This window comes from Flammeovirga sp. SubArs3 (assembly GCF_947387565.1).
Classification (GTDB): Bacteria; Bacteroidota; Bacteroidia; order Cytophagales; family Flammeovirgaceae; genus Flammeovirga; species Flammeovirga agarivorans.
Genome location: NZ_CANDOA010000002.1, coordinates 532,349 through 557,944, shown reverse-complemented (window position 1 = coordinate 557,944; position 25,596 = coordinate 532,349). Strand labels below are relative to the sequence as shown.

The window sequence follows — 25,596 nt, the reverse complement described above, 5'->3', positions numbered from 1 at the left end:
TTTGAATTATGAAAGTTTGTATCGCGGAGAAACCTAGTGTTGCTAGGGATTTGGCTAAAGTATTAGGAGCTACTCAAAAGAGAAATGGGTATTTTGAAGGAAATGGATATCAAGTTACTTGGACCTTTGGTCACTTGTGTACCCTAAAGGAACCACATGACTATGATGCTACCTTAAAAAGGTGGGATCTTGTCACGCTTCCTATTATACCTATTAAATTCGCTATCAAGCTCATTAATAATAGTGGTTCGAAAGAGCAGTTCAAAGTCATTGAAACCTTGGTAAATTCTGCTACTGAAGTGATCAACTGTGGTGATGCCGGCCAAGAAGGGGAGTTAATTCAACGTTGGGTGCTTAGACAAGCTAAATGTAAAGTACCTGTAAAACGACTTTGGATTTCTTCATTAACTGAAGAGGCAATTAAAAAAGGATTCAAGAAACTTCAAGAAGAAAAAGACTTTGATTTACTATATGCAGCAGGTAGTGCCAGAGCTATTGGAGATTGGCTATTAGGAATCAATGCTACAAGATTATACACCATTAAATTTGGTGGGTATAAACAATTACTTTCTATTGGTCGAGTACAAACACCTACCCTTGCACTTATTGCAAATCGCTTTTTAGAAATTCAAAACTTCAAAAGTGAAAAATACTGGGAATTAAAAACGAAATATCGAAATGTTACTTTTAATTCTACAAAAGGAAAGTTTACATCAAAAGAAATTGTAGATAAAGGATTAGCTTATATTAAAGACAAGCCTTTTGAAATTACTTCTGCCAATAGAAAAGAAGGTAATGAAGCTCCTCCTTATTTATTTGACCTGACCTCTCTACAAGTAGAGTGTAACAAAAAGTTTAGTTTTTCTGCTGAGCAAACTTTAAAAATTGCTCAAAGCTTATACGAAAAAAAGGTCTTAACCTACCCGAGAGTAGATACAACGTATTTACCTAATAATATGTATCCTGAAATTGGACCAACAATGAGAGCATTAACTAAGTTCCAAAATGAAACTGCTCCATTGTTTAAATCTGCTTTCAGAAAAACCAAGAAAATATTCAATGATCAGAAAGTAACCGATCACCATGCCATAATTCCTACCAAAATTGCAGCTCGGAACTTGAATGCCCAAGAAGCTGCAGTCTACGACTTAGTAGCCCTTCGATTTATCGCTGCGTTTTACCCAGACTGTAAAGTAGCAAAAACGGAAGTGATGGGTAAAGTAGAGAAGGCTGAGTTTAAAGCTACCGGAAGAGAAATTCTAGATCCGGGTTGGAGGGTACTATATAAAAAGGAGGAAGAAGAAGAAGCAAAGAAGAAAAAGAAAAAAGGAGAAGAAGAAGAACAAACTCTCCCCAATTTTGAAGTTGGGGAATCAGGGCCACATACTCCTTCAGTATTAACTAAAGAAACAAAACCACCAAAACTGTTTACGGAAGCTACCTTATTACGAGCGATGGAAACAGCTGGAAAGAATATTGACGATGAAGAATTAAGAAAAGCAATGAAAGAAAACGGTATTGGCAGACCATCCACTAGAGCCAATATTATTGAAACTCTTTTCAGAAGAAAATATATAGAAAGGCAACGCAAGAATATCATTCCTACACAAGCTGGACTTGACCTCATTGCTACCATTCAAAATGATTTATTAAAATCTGCGGAACTCACTGGTATTTGGGAAAAGAAATTACGACAGATAGAAGATGGCACCTATGAAATTAATCTCTTTATGAATGAAATTAAAGAGATGGTAACTGAAGTCGTACAAAATGTAAAATCAGTACGCTCTAATTTCAAGATTCAGACTCCAACAGAAAGTCTAGTGTCGAAGAAACCAAAAACGAAAAAGAAGAGTGAACAAAAAATATCCCTCACCTGTCCGAAGTGTAAAACAAAGGAAGTAATAAAAGGAAATAGTGCATATGGCTGTCTAGGGTTTAAAGACAAGTCATGTGATTTTCTCATTAAGTTTGACTACGAGAATAAAAAGTTAACAGATAAGCAAATTGAATCTCTTATTATTAAAGGTAGGACACCTGAACTAAAAGGGTTGAAAATTGATGGAAAAACAAAACAAGGCTACCTTATATTAAATAATGAGAGTAAAATTGAATTCAAGGAGACCTTAGAAGCTCCTCTTATATGTCCAAAATGTCAAAAAGGTCAAATTTTAGAGGGGAAATCTGCTTTTGGGTGCTCAAATTGGAAAAATGGGTGTGATTTTAAGGTACCTTTTGAGAATTACGGTAAAAAAATTACAAAAAATCAGTTAAAATCTCTTATTCAAAAGGGATCCACCCCAAAAATCAAGGGATTTACCGAAAAAAGTGGCAAAAAGTCAGATGGTAGGTTAAAATTCGACCCTAACTTCCAAATATTACTACAAATTGAATAATTGAAGGTTAATTTTTAATCCTACTAATTCAAATTTTCAAACAAAATCATTGCAATCTCCATAAAAAAACACCCTGTTTTTTGAAAATATTATATATTTCAAGGAAAACAGGGTATTTTTTTAACCTCACATTTGCAATTCTTAACACGAGACTCTACAATTGTAATATGAAATCAAGGGAGTTAAGTACAAAAGAATCTTCCAATCTTTTTATTTCTCTTCCTTAATAGATGTGAGTGATCCGTTTATTGGGGATCTCTAAGATCCTCACTAAACGGAATATCATCACATTTAAAATGAATATGACACTATCTTATAATTTTTAATTTTTGACTGCAATGTTCTCATCTATTCACCTAATTGCCGATGCAACGTTGGCAACAGAATCAGTCGCTCAGGCTGTAACAGCTGAGCAATTACAAACAGTAAGTCTAACAACAAGCAACGTTTGGATGCTAGTTTCGACAATGCTAGTATTCATCATGGCACTTGGTTTTGCATGTGTTGAAGCGGGTTTCACTCAAGCTAAAAACACAGTAAACATCTTATTTAAAAACACAGTGGATTTAAGTGTAGGTATTATCTCTTACGCTTGGTTTGGTTTCAACTTAATGTACCCAGGCGAATTCAACGGTGTTTTCGGTTTCTCTGGTTGGGGAATCAGCCTTCCTGCAGATTATACTTCTTTAGGTTACGCAGGTGGTGCTTACACTTATTGGACAGACTTCTTATTCCAAGCAATGTTCGCTGCAACTTGTGCGACTATCGTATCAGGAGCGGTTGCTGAACGTATTAAGATTTCTGCTTACTTTATCTTCACTTTCTTCCTTGTAGGTTTCGTTTATCCAGTACTAGGTTCATGGCACTGGGGTGGCGGATGGTTATCTCAAATGGGATTCTATGATTTCGCTGGATCTACAGTAGTACACTCAGTTGGTGGATGGGCTGCTTTAGCTGGTATCATCGCAATTGGTGCTCGTAAAGGTAAATATGTAAACGGTAAAGTAGTTGACAAGCCAGGTTCATCAGTTCCTTTAGCTGTAATCGGTGTATTCTTATTATGGTTCGGATGGTTTGGTTTCAACGGTGGATCAGTATTATCAGCTGACGCTGAATCGATCTCATTAGTATTAGTAACTACAACTTTAGCTGCAGCTGCAGGTGCTATCGGTGGATGGTTAGGTGGTTACATCATGTTCAAGCGTTTTGACTTGGGTATGGTATTAAACGGTATCCTTGCTGGTTTAGTAGGTATTACTGCTGGTGCTGACCAAATGTCACCAAATGAATCAATCCTTATCGGATTAGTTTGTGGTGTTATCGTAGTATTCTCTGCTGTTGGTATGGACAAATTAAAACTTGATGATTGTGTTGGTGCAGTTTCAGTTCACTTAACTTGTGGTATCATTGGTACTTTAGCAATTGGTGTTCTAGGACAAAAAGCTGGTTTCGATCAGTTCATCACTCAGTTAACAGGTGTAGCTGCTTACGGTGCAGTAGCATTCACAACTTCATTAGCTTTATTCTTCGCCTTGAAATTCACTATCGGTGTAAGAGTATCTGAAGAGCATGAAAACGAAGGTCTTGATAGCCATGAGCATGGTATCCGTGGTTATACTATCACTTTCGATAACTAAGAAATATATATCAATTGGAGAGATTATTTAATCTCTCCAATTGAATTCAAAAATATCCGTTATATGACTTTCAAAAAGTCGTAAAACAACAATCTCACTCTTATAACTTCTACTATTACTCGAAGTTAAAACGTATAGTTACTTCTTTGTGTGCGAAGTAAGTATATGAATCCAACATATTATTATTCACCTCATTTTAATTATTCTACAAGATGAAAACTAAGATTTTCTCCCTAGTTGCACCATTATTGGTAGCAGGATCGTTCGCTATGGCTCAAGATAAAACTGAAGAAGTAGTTATCCCTGAAGAGTCAGTAGAAGAAACAACGGAAGAAGAAGCTAACAAACTTTCTATTTCTGGTTCAGTAGATTTATTCTATAACTATGATTTCGCTGGAACAGACGCAATGAATATCGGTACAAGCTTTAACGAAGGTCAAAACTCTATCAACTTAGGTATGGCTAACGTTATCTTATCACAAACATTAGGTAAAGCTTCATTTGTTGCTGACTTATCATTCGGTCCAAGATCTAACGGATCAATCGGAGACGGTAACTTCCACATTCAAAACTTATATGCTTCATACCAATTATCTGAGAAATTATCAGCAACTGCTGGTTTCATGGGTACATTCGTAGGTTATGAAGTAATTTCTCCAACAGGAAACTTCAACTACTCTACTTCATACTTATTCTCTAATGGTCCTTTCCAAAATGCAGGTCTTAAGTTTGATTACTCATTCTCTGACAAAGTTGCATTAATGGTTGGTATCTTTACTAACGAATGGGATTCATACAATGCTGCTCCTAACTTAGGTATGAGTGGTTTTGGTGCTCAATTATATGTTGCTCCAGTTGACGGTCTTGATGTTTACTTAAACGGTTTCTCTTCATCTACAAGAACTGTTGTTGACTTAACTGCAGGTTACCAAGTATCAGATGCATTCTACTTAGGTGTTAATGCTGCATGGGCTGACAAGAAAGATGCTTACACAGATGCTGACTTAGGTTTACAAGCTGACCAATTATACTCAGGTGTTGCAACTTACTTACAATACTCTTTAACTGAAACATTTGCTTTAGGTGCTCGTTACGAATACTTCAAAGATATCGCAAGAGTATATGGTGCTGACAACTCTACTGAGGACTTCGACGGTGCAGTTAACGCTGTAACTTTAACTGGTAACGTTGCTTTAGGTCCATTGACAGTAATCCCTGAATTTAGATTCGATACTGCTGACTCAGAAATCTTCTTTGGTAGCAAAGATGCTGAAGCTGCTGGTAACTTCGATTCTAAATCAGCTACTCAAGCTACTTTAGCAGTTGTTTATGCATTCTAAGAATAGCTAACAATACTATTTATATATACGAAGCCGATCAAGCACTCCTTGATCGGCTTTATATTTAAAAAAGACCCTGTTTTTTGTAAAAATTCATAAGTTTAAAGGTGTTTGCATGAAAATTCACCCTTAAATCCCATTTTTTCTTGATTTTTTTGAAAATCTAAGTCATATTTACAACATAAACAATTTAACAACTTCAGCTAACGAACTACTGTATGTACTTATCTATTTGTTTATCGGTATTTATCAGAAGTTCGAAGCTTTTGTTTTTTTAATCTCACATTACAATGACAAATCTTCGTTTTAACGCCTTAGAGACAGCTTCATCTAGAAGCGCGAAAAATGTAGAAACTCCGTCAAACAGAATCTCTGATTACTTCGGAGAAGATTGTTTCGGTCTTCCACAAATGAAAGCATCTTTAGCACCTGCTATTTACAAGAAAGTAGAATCAGCTGTTAAACATGGTACTAAAATCGATGAGGCTACTGCTGATGCTGTTGCATCTGCTGTAGCTACTTGGGCAATCTCTAAAGGTGTTACTCACCACACTCACTGGTTCCAACCATTAACTGGTTCATCAGCTGAGAAACATGACTCTTTCTTTGATTACACTAAAGGTATTGAAACATTCAAAGGTTCTACGTTAACTCAACAAGAGCCAGATGCATCTTCATTCCCTAACGGTGGTATCAGAGCTACTAACCAAGCTCGTGGTTATACAGGTTGGGATCCTTCATCTCCTATTTTCATTAGTAATAATACTTTATGTATCCCTACTATCTTCGTTTCATACACAGGTGATACATTAGATTATAAAACACCATTATTGAAAGCTCAAGAAGCAATCAATAAAGCAACTATCGATGTATGTAACTACTTCGAGGATGGTGTAACTAGTATTTCTGCTTCATTAGGTTGTGAGCAAGAGTACTTCTTAGTTGACAAAGCATTTTACGCTGCTCGTCCTGATTTATATATCACAGGTCGTACATTATTTGGTGCAAAACCTCCACACGGTCAACAATTAGATGACCACTACTTTGGTTCAATTGCTCCAAGAGTTGCAGCATTCATGAAAGACTTCGAATTCCAATGCCATAAATTAGGTATTCCTATTACTACTCGTCACAACGAGGTAGCACCAGGTCAATTCGAAGCAGCTCCATTATACGAAGAAATCAACACTGGTGTAGATCACAACTTGTTGATGATGGACGTTATGGAGAAAGTTGCAGGTGAGCACAACTTCGCTGTATTATTACACGAAAAGCCATTTGCTAACTTGAACGGTTCTGGTAAGCATAACAACTGGTCATTGATCACTAACAAAGGCCGTAACTTATTCCAACCAGAAGGTTCATTATACTTCTTAACTTTCTTAGTAAACACTATCAAAGCTGTTCACCAGTATGGTGATTTATTAAGAGCATCAATTGCTTCTGCAGGTAACGATCACCGTTTAGGTGCCAACGAAGCTCCTCCAGCAATTATGTCAGTATTCTTAGGTTCTACTTTAACTGAATTCTTAAACGAAGTTGCTGAATCAGGTAAATTAGTATACCAAGAAGGTGGTGAAGCATTTATCGAGTTAGGTATCGACAAGATCCCAGGTCTTAAGTTAGATAACACTGACCGTAACCGTACTTCTCCATTTGCATTTACAGGTAACAAGTTTGAGTTCAGAGCGGTAGGTTCACACCAAAACACTGCAACTCCAATGACAGTATTGAACTTGATCGTTGCTGAGCAATTATCACAATTCAAAGCTGCTGTAGACGCTAAGATTGGTGCTGGTACTGACAAAGAGGCTGCTATCAGAGAAGTATTAGTTTCTTACATCAAAGAATCTGAAGCTATCCGTTTCGAAGGTGACGGTTACTCTCAAGAGTGGGTAGATGAGGCTGAATCAAGAGGTCTTTCTAACGTTAAAGATACTCCAAGAGCATTAGACTTCTTCATTTCTTCTGAAGCTAAAGAGATCTTCGCTAAGCACAATGTATTTAGCGAAAAAGAAATCGAAGCTCGTCATGATGTATGGTCTGAGATCTACTCTACTAAGATCGATATCGAGTCTAAGACTATGGAAGAGATCGTATTAAACAAAGTAATCCCTGCTGCTACTAGCTATGTTGCTAAATTAGTTGACTCGGCTGCTAAGTTAAAAGATCTTGGTTTAGACGCTTCTGCAATCGTTACTACTATCGAAGAAGTAACTGGTTTCATGAAGACTGCTAAAGAAGGTGTAGCTGCAATGGTATTAGAGCGTGATAGAGTTCTTGAAATCGAGGACACAAATGCTCAAGCTGTTGAGTTCTGTGATAGCATCAAAACTAAATACTTTGACACTATCCGTGAAGCTGTTGACCGTCTTGAATTATTCGTTGATGACGCTGAATGGCCATTACCGAAATACTCAGAAATGTTATTCCTTAAGTAATTAAGGATATAATATAATGTGGGATGTTTATACACCTCATGATTCTTTGGAGTCATGAGGGCATTTTTCCCACTGAAAACAAGTCATTTATAAAAAAATGCAACTTTTATCTAGGTAATTGTTGCATTTTTTTAATTCTTCATATTATATTTGCAACGCAAAAAAAATGGCGATCGTAGCTCAGTTGGTTAGAGCACCGGTTTGTGGTTCCGGGGGCCGTGGGTTCGAATCCCATCGTTCGCCCAACTTTTAAAGACTTATCAGAAATGATAAGTCTTTTTTTATTGTGCTAGTTTTTGTTGTTTCAACCAAAGGTTTATGATGGGAAAATGGTCTTCAATTGCTTCCTTTGCTGTGCAGATATTTATATGGTTATAATCTAAAGCATATCCATTATCCTTCGACAAATAAATAAATTGGTCTTTTGTGTTATTCACTTCTTTCATCAACCTTTTTACATCTTGCTGATGTCCCAAGTAATATTCCTTCTTTCCCGTTAAATATAAAGTTGGTGGTAAATCTGATCTTTTTTCAAACGCTTTCAGGTAATCAAAACCATCTGTTGGATCTACCCACTTATCTAAAGAATATACCCAGGATTTACAATCTTGATAAACACCTTTACTTTCATTTTCATCACCAATCTTCATTTCTTTTGCAGGAAAGTAACCCACAATATTTGTGATTAAGCCAGATATCCATTTCCATACAAGGTCTACTTCAAAAAACTTCTTAAATGATTTTATTGAGATACTTCTCTTAACAGCCAAGTAGACCATACTTTTTATTGTTAACTCTGGATGTCTTGCTAAATGTGCCAACATCCATACGCCGCCCCAAGAATGAGCAACAATGTGAATATTTACCTTCGCATCATATTCCTGCTTAATTCTATTCAATAATGCTGGTATTTCTTCTTCTATAGCATCAATTTGTCTGTTCTTACTTTTTGAAGAAACTGGGGGAGTACTTTTTCCCCTACCTCTAAAATCAGCAACGAATACATCAAACCCCTTCTGAGCGAGGTATGGAGCAATTCCTTTATCTGAGTTGGAATAAAAAATACGCCCACTTTCGACACTTCCATGAATCATTAAAATAGCTTCTTGGGCATTTTGATGTCGATACCTTTTCACATACAATTGGTCTGATCCAACAGAAACATAAAGTTCGTCTTTTGTGATGTTGTCTATTTGAGGAGAGGTCATTTAATTATTTATTAGTGAGTAATCATTCAATTTATTGAAAATTTGATAAATAAGTCAACAAGTTCCCCCTCATTAAAAATATTCACTACCAAATTTCAGAACAGAATTGTATCTTCGCCTATCAATATTAAGTCTAAATAAGACTTTCATTCGAGATTAGAATAACAAACATGGTCAGTATCGATACATTACCTCACGGAAAGGTTGGAACAATCTGTGAGTTCAAAGATAAAGTGGTAGGTAGTAGACTTATTGAACTTGGTTTATATCCAGGTAAAAAGCTTCAGATTTTAAGGAAAGCACCATTTGGAGGAGCTTTATATATCAAATCTGAACAACAGTCTTTTGCTTTAGGTTTAAAAGAAGCCAAAACTGTATTTGCTACTATAGACTAAGAAATCATGAACAAACAAACCATAGCACTACTAGGCAATCCAAATGTTGGAAAGTCTTCTATATTTAATCAATTAACAGGTTTGCGTCAGAAAGTGGGTAACTTTCCAGGAGTTACGGTTGATAAAAAAATCGGAACCACTTCATTAGACAACGACCATAAAGCTACCGTAATTGATTTCCCTGGTACTTACAGTTTATATCCTACTTCATCTGATGAAAGAGTTGTTCTCAACACTTTTGCTAACCCTTCTTCTGAGGATTATCCCGACGCAATTATATATATAGCTGATTCAACAAACCTTGAAAGACACCTATTATTATTATCTCAGGTAAAGGACCTCGGGATCCCAACAGTTTTGGGATTAAATATGTCTGATATCGCTGAAAAAAAAGGGTTTGAATTAGATTTAAAGAAAATTGAGAATGCTTTTAAAGTTCCTGTTGTGAAAATCAATGGACGAACTGGAGAAGGTATTGTTGAGTTAAAAGAGAAAGTTCAACATGTAATTAGTACTTCTTCTGAATCTACTATTAAAACTTTCAACTTTAGTGCAGTTGAACAAGCTTCTATCATTGATATCAAAAAACTAAATGAAAATATCAATGATTACCAAGCATTGCTTTGGGCACATCATTATGATCAGTTACCATTTATAGATCTTTCTTCCAAAGAGGAAATTAAGAATATTACTGAAAAGCATGACTTCAAAGACATGCGACTTCAGATTGACGAAACGCTTCAACGTTATAACTTCATTACACCACTGACTCAAGAAGCTGTAAAAGAAAAAGCTTCTGAGGAAGATAGTTTTAGTGATAAATTAGATAGAATTGTTACTCACAAAGTATTTGGTCCATTAATTTTCTTCGGATTATTAATGTTAGTATTCCAGTCTATCTTTTCTTGGGCTTCTGCTCCTATGGATTTCATTGATGAAAGTATTGCTACTATTGGTGAATACCTTAAAGGTGTCATGCCGGAAGGATGGTTTACGGATCTTGTATTAGACGGTGTACTTGCAGGTCTTGGTGGAGTGCTAGTCTTTGTTCCACAAATTACTATACTTTTCTTCCTTATTTCATTAATGGAAGAGTCTGGTTATATGTCTAGAGCAGTGTATATGTTTGATCGATTGATGATCAAATTTGGTATGAGTGGACGTTCGATTGTATCATTAATTTCTGGAGGGGCCTGTGCAATTCCTGCTGTAATGGCTGCTAGAGCAATTGGCAATTGGAAAGAAAGAATGATTACTATTTTAGTAACGCCATTAATTTCTTGTTCTGCCCGTATTCCTGTTTATGCAATTCTGGTCGCCTTCGCTGTACCAGATGAAATGGTATGGGGCGTATTTAACTTGCAAGGATTGGCATTTATGGGCTTATATCTATTGGGTATAGTAGTTACATTAATTGCTGGCTTTATTTTCAAGTTAATATTGAAAGCAGATGCACCTTCATTCCTTGCAATGGAATTACCTTCTTATAAAATGCCTCACTGGAAAAATGTCGCATTAACTGTAAGTGAAAAAGTAAATACTTTTGTTATGGAAGCAGGTAAAGTGATTATGATTGTTTCTATTGTTCTATGGGCTTTAGCATCATATGGTCCTGGAGATAATATTGAAGAAGCTACTCAACTTGCAGAAAAAGAAGCTGAATTTAAAGGCTTCAATCAATTAGAAACTGAAGATTATGTAGCTTCAAAACAAATTGAAGCATCTTATGTAGGTATCATCGGTAAAGGTATTGAGCCAATCTTTGCTCCTCTAGGTTATGATTGGAAAATCTCTATTGCACTGGTTACATCATTTGCAGCAAGAGAAGTTTTTGTAGGTACAATGGCTACTATTTATAGTGTTGGGTCTGCCGGTGATGATATTGCACCATTAAGAAAAAGACTTGCAACTGCAGTTGATCCAGTTACAGGAAAACATGAATTTACAAAAGCTACTGCTTTCTCATTGATGATTTTCTATGTATTTGCTATGCAATGTATGTCTACATTAGCGGTAGTAAAAAGAGAAACAAAAAGCTGGAAATGGCCTGTTGTTCAATTCATATATATGAGTGGTTTAGCTTATGTAGGTGCATTAATTGCTTACCATATGTTCTAGTCTAATACAGCTCAAAAAAAAGGGAAGTTTCTAATTGAAACTTCCCTTTTTTTATTCCACTACAGCATAGCCAAAGAGTACGTTAAACTTTTTACACCATACCATAACGTATTTATTCTTGGTGTAATCTACTCCAGCAGGAACACTGTATTCTTGAACTCCTGATGTGCTTTTTAAGGTCCCTAAATCAATAAACCCGTTTCCATTTACATCTTGTGCTAGGTAAATGTATAGATCTGGACCATCATCAGATTTAAAATTATCTGACATAATTACGGTGTCGTTGACAATTTTCACATCACCTGAAGTTGGATGGGCACTTCCTTGAAAAGATCCCATTAACCCTTCGGTCTCTTCTTCTTCCATGTTTTCATCCATATCCCCAGTTTCAGTATCTTCCTCCGCATCATCATTAGCGTTGGCATCACCATCTTGAGGAGTTAATGTAGATAAATCTAAAGGCTCAGGCTCTTCATTCTTTGAACAAGAAGTTGAAAAGCATAATGAAAGAACAATGATTGAGAAAATTATTTTTTTCATGATAGTAGTAATTGTAAGCTTGGTAATGTATTGTTTTGCTTGATTCGAATAATTGTTTATCACAAATTACACTTTGAAGTAATATAACTTAAGCCACTATAATTTTGTTTTTTAGCAATGAAAACAAATACTTTTGATATTGATCATATCACTTTTCTAAGTGTAATTAAATAATAAAACATATACTTTCAATTTATTAGTCGTACTAAAATTAAAATCATGACACTTTCAATCTATCAAATTGATGCTTTTTGTGAAAAAATTTTTAAAGGTAACCCTGCCGCTGTTGTTCCACTTGAAAATTGGATCGATGAAAAGCTGATGCAAAACATAGCAATGGAAAATAATTTAGCAGAAACGGTCTTCTTTGTTTTTCATAAAGATCACTATCAAATAAGATGGTTTACACCCGAAAGTGAAATCCGTTTATGTGGACATGCTACCCTAGCTGCTGCTCATTACTTATTCGAACATACAGAATATAATGACAATAAAGTTGTTTTTAAATCCCATTTAAGTGGTGAATTAATTGTAGAAAAAAATGAGAATGGATTAACGTTGAATTTCCCAAGCCAGAAAGCCAGTGCTATTACTAAACCTTTATTTATTGAGAAAGCATTAGGACAAGCAGTACAACAGTGTTATGAACAAGGTATGTTTATAGTTGCAGAATTAGACTCTGAAAAAGAAGTCCGTTCTCTAACTCCAGATTTCAATTTAATCAATAAAGAAAGTCCAGACTTAGGTATTATCGCTACAGCAAAAGGAGATAATGTTGATTTTGTTTCTAGATTTTTTCACCCTGGTATTGGTATCAATGAAGACCCTGTTACAGGATCAGCTCATACTGTTTTAATTCCTTTTTGGTCCGAAAAGCTAAATAAAAAGCACATGGTTGCTCATCAAATTTCAAAAAGAGGTGGTGTATTACATTGTGTAGACAAGGGAGAAAGAGTATTGATATCAGGAAAAGCTGTTACTTATTTAAAAGGAGAGATTTTCGTTTAGAAAAATCAGATGAATTGAAATCTGGATTTTCTGTTGAATATTGTTAATAAAAAAATCAATTCTGATGACAACAATCCTCACTTTCAATTCTATCTATGACTACCTTTGTGATTGAATTTCTCTGTAAAAATGATTATGGATAATAAGACACTAATTCGAAAATACAACGTTCCCGGACCAAGATACACCAGCTACCCTACTGTACCCTATTGGGATAATGACCCTACTGTAGAGCAATGGTCTGAACATGTTGCTCAAGCTTTTAAAGCAAGTAATGCAAAAGATGGTATCAGTATATACATTCACCTTCCTTATTGTGAGAAGCTATGTACTTTCTGTGGGTGTAACAAACGAATTACAATCAACCACTCGGTTGAAGATTCATATATCGATGCTTTACTAAAAGAATGGAAAATGTATGTTTCTATTTTTGGTGAGGAAAAAGCAAAAATCAAAGAAATTCATCTAGGGGGAGGAACTCCAACGTTCTTTAGCCCAGAAAACTTACAAAGGTTAACGAAAGGAATTTTTGAATTTGCTGAACTTCATGAAGATGCTGAGATGGGTTTTGAAGCTAACCCAGTAAATACAACAGTAGAACATTTACAAGCTCTTTTTGATGTTGGATATACAAGAATTAGCTTAGGAATTCAAGATTTTGACCCAGTTGTTCAGAAGGCTATTAATAGAGTTCAATCTTACGAACAAGTAGAATTTGTGACCAATGAAGCAAGAAGAATTGGTTATACTTCTGTCAACTTTGATTTAGTATTTGGATTGCCATTCCAAAAATTAGAATGTGTAAAAGATACTATCGCAAAGTCTAATGCTTTAAGACCTGATAGAATTGCTTACTATTCTTACGCACATGTACCTTGGACTGCTCCTGGACAACGTGGTTTTTCAGAAGAAGATTTACCTTCTAATGAAGAGAAAAGAGCATTGTATGAAGTAGGAAAAGAAATGTTTGAAGAGGCTGGCTATGTAGAAATTGGTATGGACCACTTTGCACTACCAACAGATGGGCTAGCAATCGCTGCTGATAAAAAAGCATTACACCGTAATTTTATGGGTTATGCACCTACATATACTCAATTAATGGTAGGTCTTGGATGTTCATCTATCTCAGATTCTTGGACTTCTTTTGCTCAAAATATTAAAAAGGTTGAAGATTATAAAGCGGTAATCGAAGAAGGAAAATTACCTATCTATCGAGGACATGTTTTATCTGAAGAAGACTTATTGGTACGAAAGCATATTCTAAATATCATGTGTCAATTCGAAACAGAATGGGACGATATGACCGCTCAATTACCTCTATTTGCTAATCTAGACGAAAAGCTAGAAGAAATGCAAAAAGATGGTTTAGTGATCATAAACGATAGATCCTTAGAAGTAACAGAAAAAGGAAGACCTTTTGTAAGGAATATTTGCATGACGCTAGATGCGAGAATGTTGGTTGCAAAACCACAATCAAGAATTTTCTCATCAACGATATAAATTAAAAAGGCTAAGTAGAAATATTTAGCCTTTTTTTATTAAAAAGAAAGAGTGAGAAGTCAATAAACTTCATCACTCTATACTCTTAACTATCTAAATTGTCTGGAACGACCTCTTTGCTATGCAGTAGCTTTCTCTTTCTTTGGAATTTCACCAAAAGTATCTACCACAATAGAGTAAAACTCATCTATCAAAGCTTGGTTTGTCAATGAACTATTCATTGGTTTTTGATCTGATATTGAGCCTAACATTTTTTTCTCTGGTGCTCCTAATACATCTCCATTTTCTCCATATTTTCCTTCAATAGCATCGACATATTTTTGTGCAGCAGCCACTGGGCTTTGAGCTAACCCGAAGAAAGCCATAATTCCAAAACCGATTTTTTCGAATATGAAACGTTCAAAGGCAGGCTTGGAAGCCAAACCATTGGTACCATACGTTAAACCAGGTGTAAACCATACCGTTTGGAATTCATCCTTATATAACTCCGCTAATTTCTGAACTAAAATAGCAGAACTGTACTTGCTTACTCCCATGGCATTCATATCAACATATTTTGATTTCACATTGCCATAGACATATTGATTTAGATGTTGTGCTGAAGTAAACTCAGGTTTTTCAATCATCCCAGGAATTCCTCTTGCTCCTTCGCCTCCTGCAAATATCACTCGGGCATTTGGTTTCAATAACCCTCTTCTTTTTAGATGAAAAAGTGTTACGTAACCTCCAAGAGTATTTTGGAAAATGGTTCTTTCTATTTTCTTTCCTTTATAATTGATAAACTCGAAATCTTTACCAAAAACAACTCCCCCTGCCTGAAGAAAAACCACATCAAAAGGTTTATTGGCAGGTAAAGCATTTACCGCTTTCTCAATTTCATCCGGATTGTTCATATCAAAACCTCCTGTTACTTCTAAACCATCTACTTTGTATGGCTGAATTTCTGTAGCTATTTCCTGTTTGGCTTTTTCGGCTTTACCTTCAGTTCTACAAGCCATAACAATTCTGTTGTATCCTTTTTTAGCTAACAGTTTAGTAGTTTCTTTTCCCATTCCGCCATTTGCACCGGTGATAAGAACTGATTGCGATTGAGGTTGTAATGTTTCCATAGTAGATAAGAGTTTTATAGTTTTTTATTTTCTGAACATTACAAAGGTGGTCGATTTCTACAAGGATCAATTGGCGAAAAAGATCAAAGAATTGGAAAATAAGTTCACAAAAAAAGGAAGTCAAAATCGACTTCCTTTATATTTCTTATGCATATATTTTATTCCCAAAAATACTCTTTTGAAAATCTTTCGGAGTGGTATTGTATCTCTTTTTAAATGAAGTGGTAAAATGACTTGCACTTGCAAAACCTAAATCCATAGCAATCATCATGATCGATTTTTGCCCTTCGATTAATAGTTTCTTTGACTCATCCAAGCGAATATCATGATGGTACTTATGAATCGTAATACCAAAAGTTTCTTTAAAGAGCACTCTTAATCTACTACCACTTAACCCACATTCTCTTGCTAAGTAATCGATATTAAGGTTTTCATTTTTTACATCATTCAATATCTGTTTTGCTTTAAAAACAGGTTCGACATGAAAGTTATATGTATTTGAGGCTTCAATATTCTTTCGTTCTTCGATTCTTAAGAAGAATGTCGCCAGTAAGTGTTTAGCATAGATTTCTATATGTTCTTTTGCAAAAGGAGTTGAAATATCCACATCCATAAGGTTATTAAAGATGTTTCTCATGCTTAAATCTAATTCCTCATATACAAAGAAATGCTTAGACGTATCAAATAGTTTTTTGATATTTTCTGTTGAGTTGACATACTTTTCAAAAGCATTGTTCTTAACCCTTACAGAAATCAACTTCATGTGCTTATTGATATTATTTTCATTCGAACAATCTAAGTGGGTGAAAGCGTTAGAAGAAAAGCCACCTATCGAAGTGGTATTCATTTTTGTAAGCGTACCATCCTCATTACTCATTACTTTGATTGATTTACTTAAGGGCTCCCCGAAATAAATAGGAACTTCATAATCTTGAAAAGGTTCTTTACCAGATGCTTTTAAATGGACAGGCTTCAGAATTGTAAAATCATATCTCAACAAATCCATATCCTCAGATATTGTGAAGCCTTCTATTGTTCCTATGGCTTTATCATTATTAATGGTTACAATATTGTTATTCACTGCTCCTCCTAATAACTCGGCCCATTTTTGTAAGGCATTATTTAAACTCTCGTTAAACATAGTGTGCAAAAAAATTAGTTATAAAAAATAGGTTAGTATAAAAAAATAAGGTCAGAAACATCTAGTATTACTCTATGGTGTCCAGACACTGTTCTATTATTTTACGGAGGATGTATTAAGGATAATCACAAAAAATGATTAAAATCTATAAGAAAAAGCAAATCCTATTTAAGGTTTTTAAACAGTTTTGGAATAAATGGTTTACGAAGTTTTTTTTCGAAAAAAATCAACTGTTTTTTAAAATGGCACTACTATAAGAAATTCGTTGAAGTAACTATAATAACATGCCCATAAAGCTACAATCTAAAGACTTTCAATCTTTAAAAACACATTAAAAATAACAAAGTAGACTATATTATGAATTTTACATGAGCAACAATCATTGATTTAAATATATGTTGCTTATTAGATTATGCAAGATAAATTGAAAAAAGAGGTTGTCTTATAGTTAAGGCAACCTCTTTCTCTTTATATAAAATTGATGAACTATGCAGAAAGTTTACTTGCATATTCTTTTTTCTGAAACTCTTTGGGAGTGATATTAAATCGTTTCTTAAATGCCATGGTAAAATGACTTGCACTAGAGAAACCTAATTCCATTGCAATCATCATGATTGTCATATTTCCTTCCAACAACATTTTTCTAGAGGTTTCCAATCTTTCATCTTGCTGGAATTGATGAATCGTAATTCCGAAGGTTTCTTTAAATAATGCTCTTAAACGGCTACCACTTAATCCACATTCTTTAGATAACTCATCGATAGTGATTTTTGTATTGGCTTTATCCTTTAAGATTTCCTTGGCCTTATATACAGGATCTAAATGGTAAGTGTATTTATTGGATTTACTAATTGTCTTTCTATCATTCACTTTTGTGAAGAACGATGTCACTAAAAATTTAGCATAAACTTCGAAGTGATCTAGAGCGTAGTCAGAATCTTCAGAAATTTCATATAATCTATTGAAAGTCTCTTTCATACTAGAATCAAACTCCTCATAGATAAAGTATTCTTTTTCTGAATTAAATAGAGAACGAATATTTTCTGACTTTGAAATATATTTTTGGAAAACATCATTACGTAATCTTATTGAGATAAAACGTAATGGCTTGCCCATATTTTCTGTATAATCTAAACCTAACGATCTATACGAATTAGAACAAAATGCACCGATTGAATTAATATTAATTTTATCTACAGAACCATCCTCTTCGTTAATCATTAATTTATTATCAACAGGTTCACCGAAAAGGATCGGAACATATTCTAATACTTCTTTATCATCAAAAGTGTCAAATTTAAATTCAATCCCTTTTCTTAATGTATAATCAAATAATAACATTTCTAACTCATCAGAAATATGGTAAGCATGTACGATACCTTTTCCAATGTTATTATTAAATCTCATTGTATTGCCTTCAATATTTCCTTGAAATAATAATTTCCAAAAACGTAGGGATTGATTTAATAGATTATTTTGCATAGTATTTAAAAGTGTAATGATGATTTCTTTTATAAATCTGCCGGGTAAGATGTAATCATATTTCGATATATTTCCGATAGATAGTTATATATACGGGTTTAACAGTGTCTTAAAATATCAAAAATATATCTAATACTATCAAAATACGATTACTACCCCCTTTTGAGTTACAAACACTCGGTAGGTATTCACATTCATTACACTTCATTAAAGAAATGTTGTTAAAAAAGGCGTTCTACAACCATCATTAACTCACTTAATATCATAGCAGTAGCTCCCCAAACAGTATGACCGTTTACATCAAAAGAAGGAGTTTTATACATTAAACCATTACTCATCTTGAAAGTATACTCTTTGTGATTGGCAGGATCTTGCAATTGACTTAATGTAGTTTCTACGACTTTAGCTACTTCAAAAGTATCAATATCGTACTTAAAACGTTCATCGTATTTCGCTACTACTGGTACTACATGCATGTTCGAAGGTGGTATATAGATATCTGATAACGTACCTAAAACGGCTGACCTTTCTACCTTAATACCAATTTCTTCTTCACACTCTCTTAAGGCAGTATAAATCATATCTTCATCAGTGTCATCATATTTTCCTCCGGGAAAAGCCATTTGTCCACTATGCACTCCATCATAAGATGGTCTTTGGATAAGGGGAAACTTCCAAGTATTTCCATCTTCTTTCATAAGAATTAAAACAGCAGCTTTTCTTGCCCCTTCTGGTATTTTTTGTGGTGTGATTTGTTGTCTTTGTGTAGAAGACATAAAATCATGAGCGAACCTACCGGGTAATTGATCGTCTAATTGTTCCTTTAATTTTGATTGCCAGTTATCTACTATGCCTTGCGTATATTTCATGTTTATTAATTAATGTTCTAATGTAGAAAAATGATGAGTCTATATTCAACTTCGCACTTTATTTAAGATACGAAAAAGATCTGGATTTTGTGACGGTAAACTACCTCTAAGAAGGCAATAGCAATAATTCTTATGAGGGCAACGATAATATTATTATTTTCATAGTATAATCTTGAATCCACATGACAACAAATCAACAAAAGCTTCATCATTTACTTGAGTTTTGGAACAATATTTTTCAAGGCAAGATAAACGACCAACGTATTAGTTTTGATAATCACTTAGGAAAAGGTTTTCTGCAAGGATATCTATTCTCTGAAGAAATGTATGCTCTAGAATTTGACTTTCAACTAATAGAAGAAATAAAAGGAGACGGTACTACCTTAGTGGATGACAAAGGTTATATCAACTTTCTGTTTGGTTTAACTAAGCCTAATTCTAACCAATTCATCACTTTAAACTTTTCTGAGTTTGTTGAATTAAAAGGTGTAATTTTAAGTAATGATAATAAACAAAAAATGAAATGGTTCCATCCGGCTCATATTCCTGTTAAAGCATTATTAGTAAAAATGCATCCAGATGCCTTTTATAAACTTGTATCATTATCTCCTCCTCTAAAAGAAAAGCTAGAACAAGAGCAAACTTTCCATCTCTTTGACCATCTAGACAACCTGATGCTAGGAACACTTATTCGCGCTTTTGAGGTAAACGATCCTTTTTATAGAAATGAGTTAATCCATAATTGCGTTCAATATTTAATCACTTTGTCCTTGGCTCGTTTTTCTAAACAAGCAGAAGAAAAACAGGACTCCTCATTAAATATGCAAAGTCTATTTAAAGCGAGACAGATTATAATAGAGCAAAAAGGGAGTAATATCAACATCAATGATTTAGCGAAAGAATGTGGAATGAGTGTAAGCAGACTTCGCTTATTATTTAAAACATTCTTTAAACAACCTATTTATAAATTTCAACAGGAAGTACGCTTGGAAGAAGCCAAACGGCTACTTAATGACCATTCCAAAACAATGTCCATGATTGCTATGGACCTAGGGTTTTCCAACTCCAGTCACTTTACTTCGGTATTTAAAAAGTACTTTGGGATCACACCAAAAGAGTATAAGAAAACAAAAACACCACAATAACAGGTACTGTGGTGTTCTAAGATATAGCTTATCTTAAGTAATGTAGATTACTCTTCTTTGTTTTCTACAATACCTTTTATTTCTTTTGGTTCTCCTTTATAATAAACATTTCCGTTTGTTGACTCCAAATAATCTGTAGCTTGTACCCATGCGGTACCACCACTTCCAACATAAGCATAAACTGTATTACCAATTACAGGATTTTCGACCTTCCAACCTTCTTCAGAAGCTTGCATATTGAAGTGCCCGCCATTGAAAGCTCTTATTTGTTGGTAAGTGGCCATTCCTTCAATATTAGCATTACCGTTACTTGTTACATCAATCGCTAACTTTTCTGCTTTTAGTTGATGAAATGACAATTGGCTACTACTACTGATATCCAAGTATAAGGTATCAATGTTGAATTCACTTTCGGCGTAAATATTTGTATCATCAATACCAGAAATAAAAAGTGATGGAGCTGAAGAAGTAAAACCTTCCGAAAAAGACAATTTACCTTTACTTGCAATACCCACTGAATCTAAATCTGGTAGCGATATGATAATGTCCGTTTCGCCACTATTTGATCCACTTACTTGCATTACTTTATCGAAATAAGACATTTGTAAATTAGGATCAGCATTAGTCAATTCGTAATCAAAAGAATCACCATATTGGATAACAACATTGGCGTTCTGTATTCTGATTTTATGATATTTTGGAGCTTCATTACTGCTTTCATTGTTACAAGAAAACAATACCGCCAGGGATAATATTAGTAAAATTTGTTTCATTCAATGGATCGTTTATTTGATGAAACAATATGAGAATGAAATCAATAGGTAACAATGTTTATTAAAATCAATTAAGCAAAAGAATGATAAAATTTAGACAAAAAAAGACTGTAACAGAATCAATATCCATTACAGTCTTTTTTAGTTTATCAAAAACGTTGATGTTATTTCAGTTCGATAATATATGCTGTCTTAGCAGGGATAGTCATCTTATCATCAAAAGTGATTGTTTTTCCTGAAATAATATCTTTACCAGAAGTCTTTCCTTTTAAAACTTCCTCAAAGCGTTTTACATCAAATGTCTGGTCTTCTTTATTGTTATTCAAGATTACAAAAACAGTTTGTTTGTCCGAGTAACGAGCATAAGCATAAACCTCATTAAAAGGCACCCAATGCTTTAATTTACCATTTTCAATTGCATCAGAACTTCTTCTCCACTGTAGGATTGTTCTCATATAGTTGAAATAGTCATTTTCTTCTTCTGATCTTCCTGCTTCAGTAAAGGCATCTCTTTTGTCACCTTCCCATCCTCCTGGAAAATCTTCTCTTAAATCACCATGGTCTCCACCTTTTGACATTAGGATTTCTGTACCATAGAAAATTTGAGGAATACCTCTTGTAGTTAATAAAAATGCTGTAGCTAATTTCATGTTTTCTACATCTTTTTTGAAAACACCAAATGCTCTATCTACATCATGATTATCTAAGAAAATTTTGTTTTGGCTTGCATCATCATATAAGAAATCTTCTGTCAAAGTTTTGTAGATTTCTGTGATACTCCAATCATTTCTCCAAGTTCTATTAACGGCGTCCCATACAGGAAAATCAGAAATTGACTTTAATGTAGTAACGAAACCGTCGTTATTTTTACCACCGGCTTTCCAATAAGATTCCCAAGTTGCACCTGGTAACCAAGTTTCACCAACGATATAAAAGTCAGGGTATTCATTCAATACATATGAAACCCATTCAGACATCATTTCCTTCTTATTGTATGGGTAAGTATCCATACGAATACCATCAATACCTGCATACTCAATCCACCATACAGAAGCTTGCATTAAGTATTTTGCTAAATATGGATTATCTTGATTTAAGTCAGGCATATGACCATCAAACCAACCATTAGACATGATCTTTTTGTCATAATCAGATGCATTAGGATCTGATAATGCCTCTCCTTTATAGTTTGTTTTCGTGAACTCTTCCCATTGGTGAATCCAGTCTTCTGATGGAAGATCTTTCATCCAAAGGTGACCGTTACCAATATGGTTAAATACCAAGTCCATCACTACTTTCATGTCTTTAGAGTGGGCTTGAGTAACCATGTTTTTGTACTCTGCATTTGAACCATGGCGAGCATCTGCATGGTAGAAGTCTGTGATTGCGTACCCATGGTATGACCAACCCGGTTGATTATTCTCCAAAAATGGAGTTAACCATACTGTTGTCACACCCAAGTCATTTAGGTAATCCAACTTAGAAGTAACACCAGCGATATCGCCACCATGTCTTCCACCGCGATCACTTCTATCTGCCTTTTGAACTAATGATTCTTGAGAGTCATTATCTGGGTTTCCATTTACAAATCGATCGGGCATAATCAAATACATCACATCAGACTGGTTAAGCCCTTGAGCTTTTGTTTCTGAATTTCTTGCCTTTAACTCGAAATTGTAAACCGTTTTCTTTTTTCCTTCAGTAAATGTTATTGGGTAAGAACCTGCTTTAGCATCTTTGATATCTAAATCAATAAATACATAATTAGGGTTATCCAGAGAATTTACAGCTTTAATACTGATTCCCTCACCTTCGATTGCTGCTTTTGCTGCTGCGATGTTTTCACCATGAACAGTTAACATTACAGTACCTGATTTCATTCCAGCCCACCAGAATGCGGGTTCTACTAGATCTACAACGGGTTTCTTTGCTTTTTTAACGACAGAGGTTTTCTCGGGTAGGTTTACTTCATGATCTGCAACAGAGACTGTAGAAGCCATCAAAACGGCAGATAACAAAGCCACACCTGTTTTTAATAATTTCATATGTTTTGATAAGTGATAATCAATTCGTTGATAACAAACTTAAACGGTTTGCTGTGGAATAAAAAACGCTCAAGAAACGAAACCGATTGCAATTGTTTATTTTTTTACATTTTCATGTAATTTTTCATCATTACTAATAGGTTCTTATTATCTTAGAAAGTCTAAACGAAATGGAACTTCATGAACAATCGTAACTATTTATATTTTTTCATCTTCAGTATTCTTAAGATATTTTCATCTCCATTATTTGCACAAGATATTCCTGTTAATTCTTGGCGTGCACACCTAAATTACTCAAATGCACATTCAGTAGCAATAGCAGATAATGAAGTTTTTTCTGCATCGACAAATGCTTTGTTTTCATATGAAAAGGAAAGTGGTATCATCTCTACGATCACAAAAGATGATGGTCTTAGCGATACAAATATTCTTACTCTTGGTTATGCTGCTCCGACAGACCAATTAGTTGTTCTCTATAGCAATGGTAATATTGATTTCATCACAGAAAGTGAAATTGTAAACATGAGAACATTACTTAATTCAAATTATCCTGATAAGGTTTTCTATGGGTTAAGAATGGAACAACAGTTTATGTATGTATGTGCCTCTTTTGGGGTAGTTAAGATCAATACAACTGATTATGTCATCGAAGAAACATATGATTTTATCGGTCAAAACGGAAGCGAAAATGCTGTCTATGATATTAGTTTCTCGGAAGATTCAATTTATATAGCCTCAGCCGAAGGAATCAAAAGAGTAGCCGATGATGAAGATACAAATAAGCAAGACTTTAATAATTGGGAAACGGTTGTCAGCTCATCCCCTAATAACATAACGACCCTACTATATACTGAAGATGGTTTATATTTCACAGATCTTGCCGATAGTCAAGTAAAGAAAAGAACCAATTCTTCTACTCAAGTAATTTTAGATTTTGATAGTGATGTCTATTTATTAGACTTATGGGGGGAAAACATTACACTTCCAACCTCAAATAATATCAAGGTAATCGACACCAATGACAATGTATCTACATGGGAAGATGAAAAGTCTCCTTCTCCACGTCAAATCCTAGATGATGAAGACAATATTGCTTGGATTGCAGATGAGATAAACGGTTTAGTGAGGGTAAATAACAATACCATAGAAAGTTATGCTCCCGCCGGCCCCCTTTACCCTACAGCTCATGAAATCATTCATGCTGAAGATCAAATATTTTTAACACCAGCTGAAGATAACAATCTAAGTGTTGGTAGTTTTTCTGTTTTTAATGACGGACAGTGGACGAACTATACTTCTCTAGAACGTTCTAATGCAGAAGAAATTCCGCAAACAGCTCCAATGTTAGGGTTAGCTTTTATGCCTGCAGAAAGAAAGGTGTATTTTGCTACACAAGGTGATGGTATTATGACATTTCATATTGATGATCATACAACAGAAATTATCAAAGACCCTTTTCTTGTTGAGGGACGTACTGAGGCTGTCATCAATAGTTTAGCCATAGATCAATGGGGAAATTTATGGACAACAACACAAGGGTGGCTACATTTTAGAGATCCTGCGGGTGAGTGGCAACACTTTAGAGATAGTAATATAAGTAGTGCTGCAGTACAAATGGAAAATTCATTACAAGGTGATGTATGGATGATATTGGGCAATCAACGACTACTCACTTTTAAGGATGGCGACTCAAGGTTTTTAGACACAGATCAAACCAATGGTGGCTTACCTAGCAATACCACTTTGAGCCTTAGTTTAGATAATAATGGAAGCATGTGGATCGGAACAGATGATGGTACAGCAGAGTATTTTGGTACATCACCTACTGAAGTCGGAGAATTTTCAGTATCACTACCTCGATACGATGGTTTCCCATTACTGAAAGGTGAAAAAGTACAGGCCATTGCTATCGATGGAGGTAATCGTAAATGGTTGGGAACCGGCAGAGGCCTATGGTTATTTAGTAGTGATGGAGGAAGATTGTATCAACAATTTACCACCGATAACTCTCCATTACTTTCTAATAATATTATTACCATGGATATTCAACCAGTGAGTGGTGAATTATTTATTGGAACACAAGAAGGCATTATTTCTTACCGATCAGATGCTACCACAAGTTCAGGAAAGTTTGAAAATGTAAAAGTATTTCCAAGTCCAGTAAGACCCGAGTATCAAGGAGTACTTACTATTTCCGGTCTGGTTACTGATGCTAGTGTAAAAATCACTGATACTGCAGGTAATTTAGTTTGGGATGGGCAATCTTTTGGAGGAAGTACTTCTTGGAATCTCAGACTGAATAACGGTCAAAAGCCTGCAACAGGTGTCTATTTTATATTCTCCACAGATAATGATGGAAATGAAAAATATGTCGGTAAGTTTGCCATTGTCAGATAAGAAAAAAGCTCAAGGAATTACGGTAATTCCTTGAGCTTTTTTTATATCATTT

Annotated in this window: 18 protein-coding genes and 1 tRNA gene; 11 read left to right on the top strand and 8 right to left on the bottom strand. The window is 34.7% G+C overall.

Translation table 11 applies throughout. From position 1 onward, the window contains the following. Positions 1–8: 8 nt before the first annotated feature. The 5 genes from QL232_RS06820 to QL232_RS06800 all read left to right on the top strand — a co-directional run bounded on the left by QL232_RS06820 (position 9) and on the right by QL232_RS06800 (position 8,057). The gene (locus QL232_RS06820) at positions 9–2,396 is read left to right on the top strand and encodes a type IA DNA topoisomerase (protein WP_281613560.1); all 2,388 of its coding nucleotides are present in this window, start codon (positions 9–11) and stop codon (positions 2,394–2,396) included. A gap of 338 nt (positions 2,397–2,734) precedes the next feature. Next, complete coding sequence (amt, locus tag QL232_RS06815; protein ID WP_281613559.1) at positions 2,735–4,033, top strand: ammonium transporter; 1,299 nt, start codon at positions 2,735–2,737, stop codon at positions 4,031–4,033. Positions 4,034–4,245: 212 nt separating this feature from the next. After that, complete coding sequence (locus tag QL232_RS06810) at positions 4,246–5,373, top strand: outer membrane beta-barrel protein (RefSeq protein WP_281613558.1); 1,128 nt, start codon at positions 4,246–4,248, stop codon at positions 5,371–5,373. 290 nt (positions 5,374–5,663) lie between these two features. Beyond that, on the top strand, positions 5,664–7,814 hold the full coding sequence (locus QL232_RS06805; RefSeq protein ID WP_168880708.1) for a glutamine synthetase III: 2,151 nt from the start codon (positions 5,664–5,666) through the stop codon (positions 7,812–7,814). Positions 7,815–7,983: 169 nt separating this feature from the next. Further along, a tRNA-His gene (locus QL232_RS06800) sits at positions 7,984–8,057 on the top strand. A gap of 38 nt (positions 8,058–8,095) precedes the next feature. On the opposite strand, the gene QL232_RS06795 is transcribed toward QL232_RS06800, so the two are convergent. Then, positions 8,096–9,022: an alpha/beta fold hydrolase gene (locus QL232_RS06795; protein ID WP_281613557.1), complete on the bottom strand. Its 927-nt coding sequence runs from the start codon at positions 9,020–9,022 to the stop codon at positions 8,096–8,098. A gap of 170 nt (positions 9,023–9,192) precedes the next feature. Between QL232_RS06795 and QL232_RS06790 the strand changes: the two genes are divergently transcribed. Both QL232_RS06790 and feoB read left to right on the top strand, forming a co-directional pair. Beyond that, entirely contained in the window at positions 9,193–9,417 is a 225-nt protein-coding gene (locus QL232_RS06790; RefSeq protein ID WP_168880706.1) for a FeoA family protein, read from the top strand. A gap of 6 nt (positions 9,418–9,423) precedes the next feature. Beyond that, positions 9,424–11,535 (top strand): ferrous iron transport protein B, encoded by a 2,112-nt coding sequence (gene feoB, locus QL232_RS06785; protein WP_281613556.1) that lies wholly within the window; start codon positions 9,424–9,426, stop codon positions 11,533–11,535. 51 nt (positions 11,536–11,586) lie between these two features. On the opposite strand, the gene QL232_RS06780 is transcribed toward feoB, so the two are convergent. Then, on the bottom strand, positions 11,587–12,075 hold the full coding sequence (locus QL232_RS06780; protein WP_281613555.1) for a DM13 domain-containing protein: 489 nt from the start codon (positions 12,073–12,075) through the stop codon (positions 11,587–11,589). Between the two features lie 219 nt (positions 12,076–12,294). Between QL232_RS06780 and QL232_RS06775 the strand changes: the two genes are divergently transcribed. Continuing rightward, positions 12,295–13,083 carry a PhzF family phenazine biosynthesis protein gene (locus tag QL232_RS06775; RefSeq protein ID WP_281613554.1) on the top strand — a complete coding sequence of 263 codons (789 nt, stop codon included), beginning with the start codon at positions 12,295–12,297 and terminating at the stop codon, positions 13,081–13,083. Between the two features lie 135 nt (positions 13,084–13,218). After that, a complete protein-coding gene (gene hemN, locus QL232_RS06770) occupies positions 13,219–14,583 on the top strand; it encodes an oxygen-independent coproporphyrinogen III oxidase (RefSeq protein WP_281613553.1) in 1,365 nt (454 codons plus the stop codon). 119 nt (positions 14,584–14,702) lie between these two features. Here hemN and QL232_RS06765 read toward each other — a convergent pair whose 3' ends face one another. The 4 genes from QL232_RS06765 to QL232_RS06750 all read right to left on the bottom strand — a co-directional run bounded on the left by QL232_RS06765 (position 14,703) and on the right by QL232_RS06750 (position 19,184). Then, positions 14,703–15,692, bottom strand: coding sequence for an SDR family NAD(P)-dependent oxidoreductase (locus QL232_RS06765; RefSeq protein ID WP_281613552.1), 990 nt, complete (start codon positions 15,690–15,692; stop codon positions 14,703–14,705). A gap of 145 nt (positions 15,693–15,837) precedes the next feature. Then, positions 15,838–16,833: a helix-turn-helix domain-containing protein gene (locus QL232_RS06760; RefSeq protein WP_281613551.1), complete on the bottom strand. Its 996-nt coding sequence runs from the start codon at positions 16,831–16,833 to the stop codon at positions 15,838–15,840. 486 nt (positions 16,834–17,319) lie between these two features. After that, positions 17,320–18,315, bottom strand: coding sequence for an AraC family transcriptional regulator (locus QL232_RS06755; RefSeq protein WP_168880699.1), 996 nt, complete (start codon positions 18,313–18,315; stop codon positions 17,320–17,322). A 221-nt stretch (positions 18,316–18,536) separates the two neighbouring features. Next, entirely contained in the window at positions 18,537–19,184 is a 648-nt protein-coding gene (locus tag QL232_RS06750) for a CoA pyrophosphatase (protein ID WP_281613550.1), read from the bottom strand. A gap of 182 nt (positions 19,185–19,366) precedes the next feature. On the opposite strand from QL232_RS06750, the gene QL232_RS06745 reads away from it, so the two are divergent. Then, positions 19,367–20,329: a response regulator transcription factor gene (locus tag QL232_RS06745; RefSeq protein ID WP_281613549.1), complete on the top strand. Its 963-nt coding sequence runs from the start codon at positions 19,367–19,369 to the stop codon at positions 20,327–20,329. A gap of 47 nt (positions 20,330–20,376) precedes the next feature. Here the strand turns inward: QL232_RS06745 and QL232_RS06740 are convergent, their stop codons facing one another. Continuing rightward, entirely contained in the window at positions 20,377–21,102 is a 726-nt protein-coding gene (locus tag QL232_RS06740; protein WP_281613548.1) for a DUF2807 domain-containing protein, read from the bottom strand. 164 nt (positions 21,103–21,266) lie between these two features. Then, on the bottom strand, positions 21,267–23,147 hold the full coding sequence (locus QL232_RS06735; RefSeq protein WP_281613547.1) for a glycoside hydrolase family 13 protein: 1,881 nt from the start codon (positions 23,145–23,147) through the stop codon (positions 21,267–21,269). A gap of 180 nt (positions 23,148–23,327) precedes the next feature. On the opposite strand from QL232_RS06735, the gene QL232_RS06730 reads away from it, so the two are divergent. Next, positions 23,328–25,544: a two-component regulator propeller domain-containing protein gene (locus QL232_RS06730; protein WP_281613546.1), complete on the top strand. Its 2,217-nt coding sequence runs from the start codon at positions 23,328–23,330 to the stop codon at positions 25,542–25,544. Positions 25,545–25,596: the final 52 nt, after the last annotated feature.

Coding starts and splice junctions, on each gene's coding strand:
- QL232_RS06745 (WP_281613549.1), top strand. CDS start 19,367: ATGACAACAAATCAACAAAAGCTTCATCATTTACTTGAGTTTTGGAAC.
- QL232_RS06740 (WP_281613548.1), bottom strand. CDS start 21,102: ATGAAACAAATTTTACTAATATTATCCCTGGCGGTATTGTTTTCTTGT.
- QL232_RS06820 (WP_281613560.1), top strand. CDS start 9: ATGAAAGTTTGTATCGCGGAGAAACCTAGTGTTGCTAGGGATTTGGCT.
- QL232_RS06795 (WP_281613557.1), bottom strand. CDS start 9,022: ATGACCTCTCCTCAAATAGACAACATCACAAAAGACGAACTTTATGTT.
- QL232_RS06760 (WP_281613551.1), bottom strand. CDS start 16,833: ATGTTTAACGAGAGTTTAAATAATGCCTTACAAAAATGGGCCGAGTTA.
- QL232_RS06775 (WP_281613554.1), top strand. CDS start 12,295: ATGACACTTTCAATCTATCAAATTGATGCTTTTTGTGAAAAAATTTTT.
- QL232_RS06755 (WP_168880699.1), bottom strand. CDS start 18,315: ATGCAAAATAATCTATTAAATCAATCCCTACGTTTTTGGAAATTATTA.
- hemN (WP_281613553.1), top strand. CDS start 13,219: ATGGATAATAAGACACTAATTCGAAAATACAACGTTCCCGGACCAAGA.
- QL232_RS06735 (WP_281613547.1), bottom strand. CDS start 23,147: ATGAAATTATTAAAAACAGGTGTGGCTTTGTTATCTGCCGTTTTGATG.
- QL232_RS06805 (WP_168880708.1), top strand. CDS start 5,664: ATGACAAATCTTCGTTTTAACGCCTTAGAGACAGCTTCATCTAGAAGC.
- QL232_RS06790 (WP_168880706.1), top strand. CDS start 9,193: ATGGTCAGTATCGATACATTACCTCACGGAAAGGTTGGAACAATCTGT.
- feoB (WP_281613556.1), top strand. CDS start 9,424: ATGAACAAACAAACCATAGCACTACTAGGCAATCCAAATGTTGGAAAG.
- amt (WP_281613559.1), top strand. CDS start 2,735: ATGTTCTCATCTATTCACCTAATTGCCGATGCAACGTTGGCAACAGAA.
- QL232_RS06750 (WP_281613550.1), bottom strand. CDS start 19,184: ATGAAATATACGCAAGGCATAGTAGATAACTGGCAATCAAAATTAAAG.
- QL232_RS06780 (WP_281613555.1), bottom strand. CDS start 12,075: ATGAAAAAAATAATTTTCTCAATCATTGTTCTTTCATTATGCTTTTCA.
- QL232_RS06765 (WP_281613552.1), bottom strand. CDS start 15,692: ATGGAAACATTACAACCTCAATCGCAATCAGTTCTTATCACCGGTGCA.
- QL232_RS06730 (WP_281613546.1), top strand. CDS start 23,328: ATGAACAATCGTAACTATTTATATTTTTTCATCTTCAGTATTCTTAAG.
- QL232_RS06810 (WP_281613558.1), top strand. CDS start 4,246: ATGAAAACTAAGATTTTCTCCCTAGTTGCACCATTATTGGTAGCAGGA.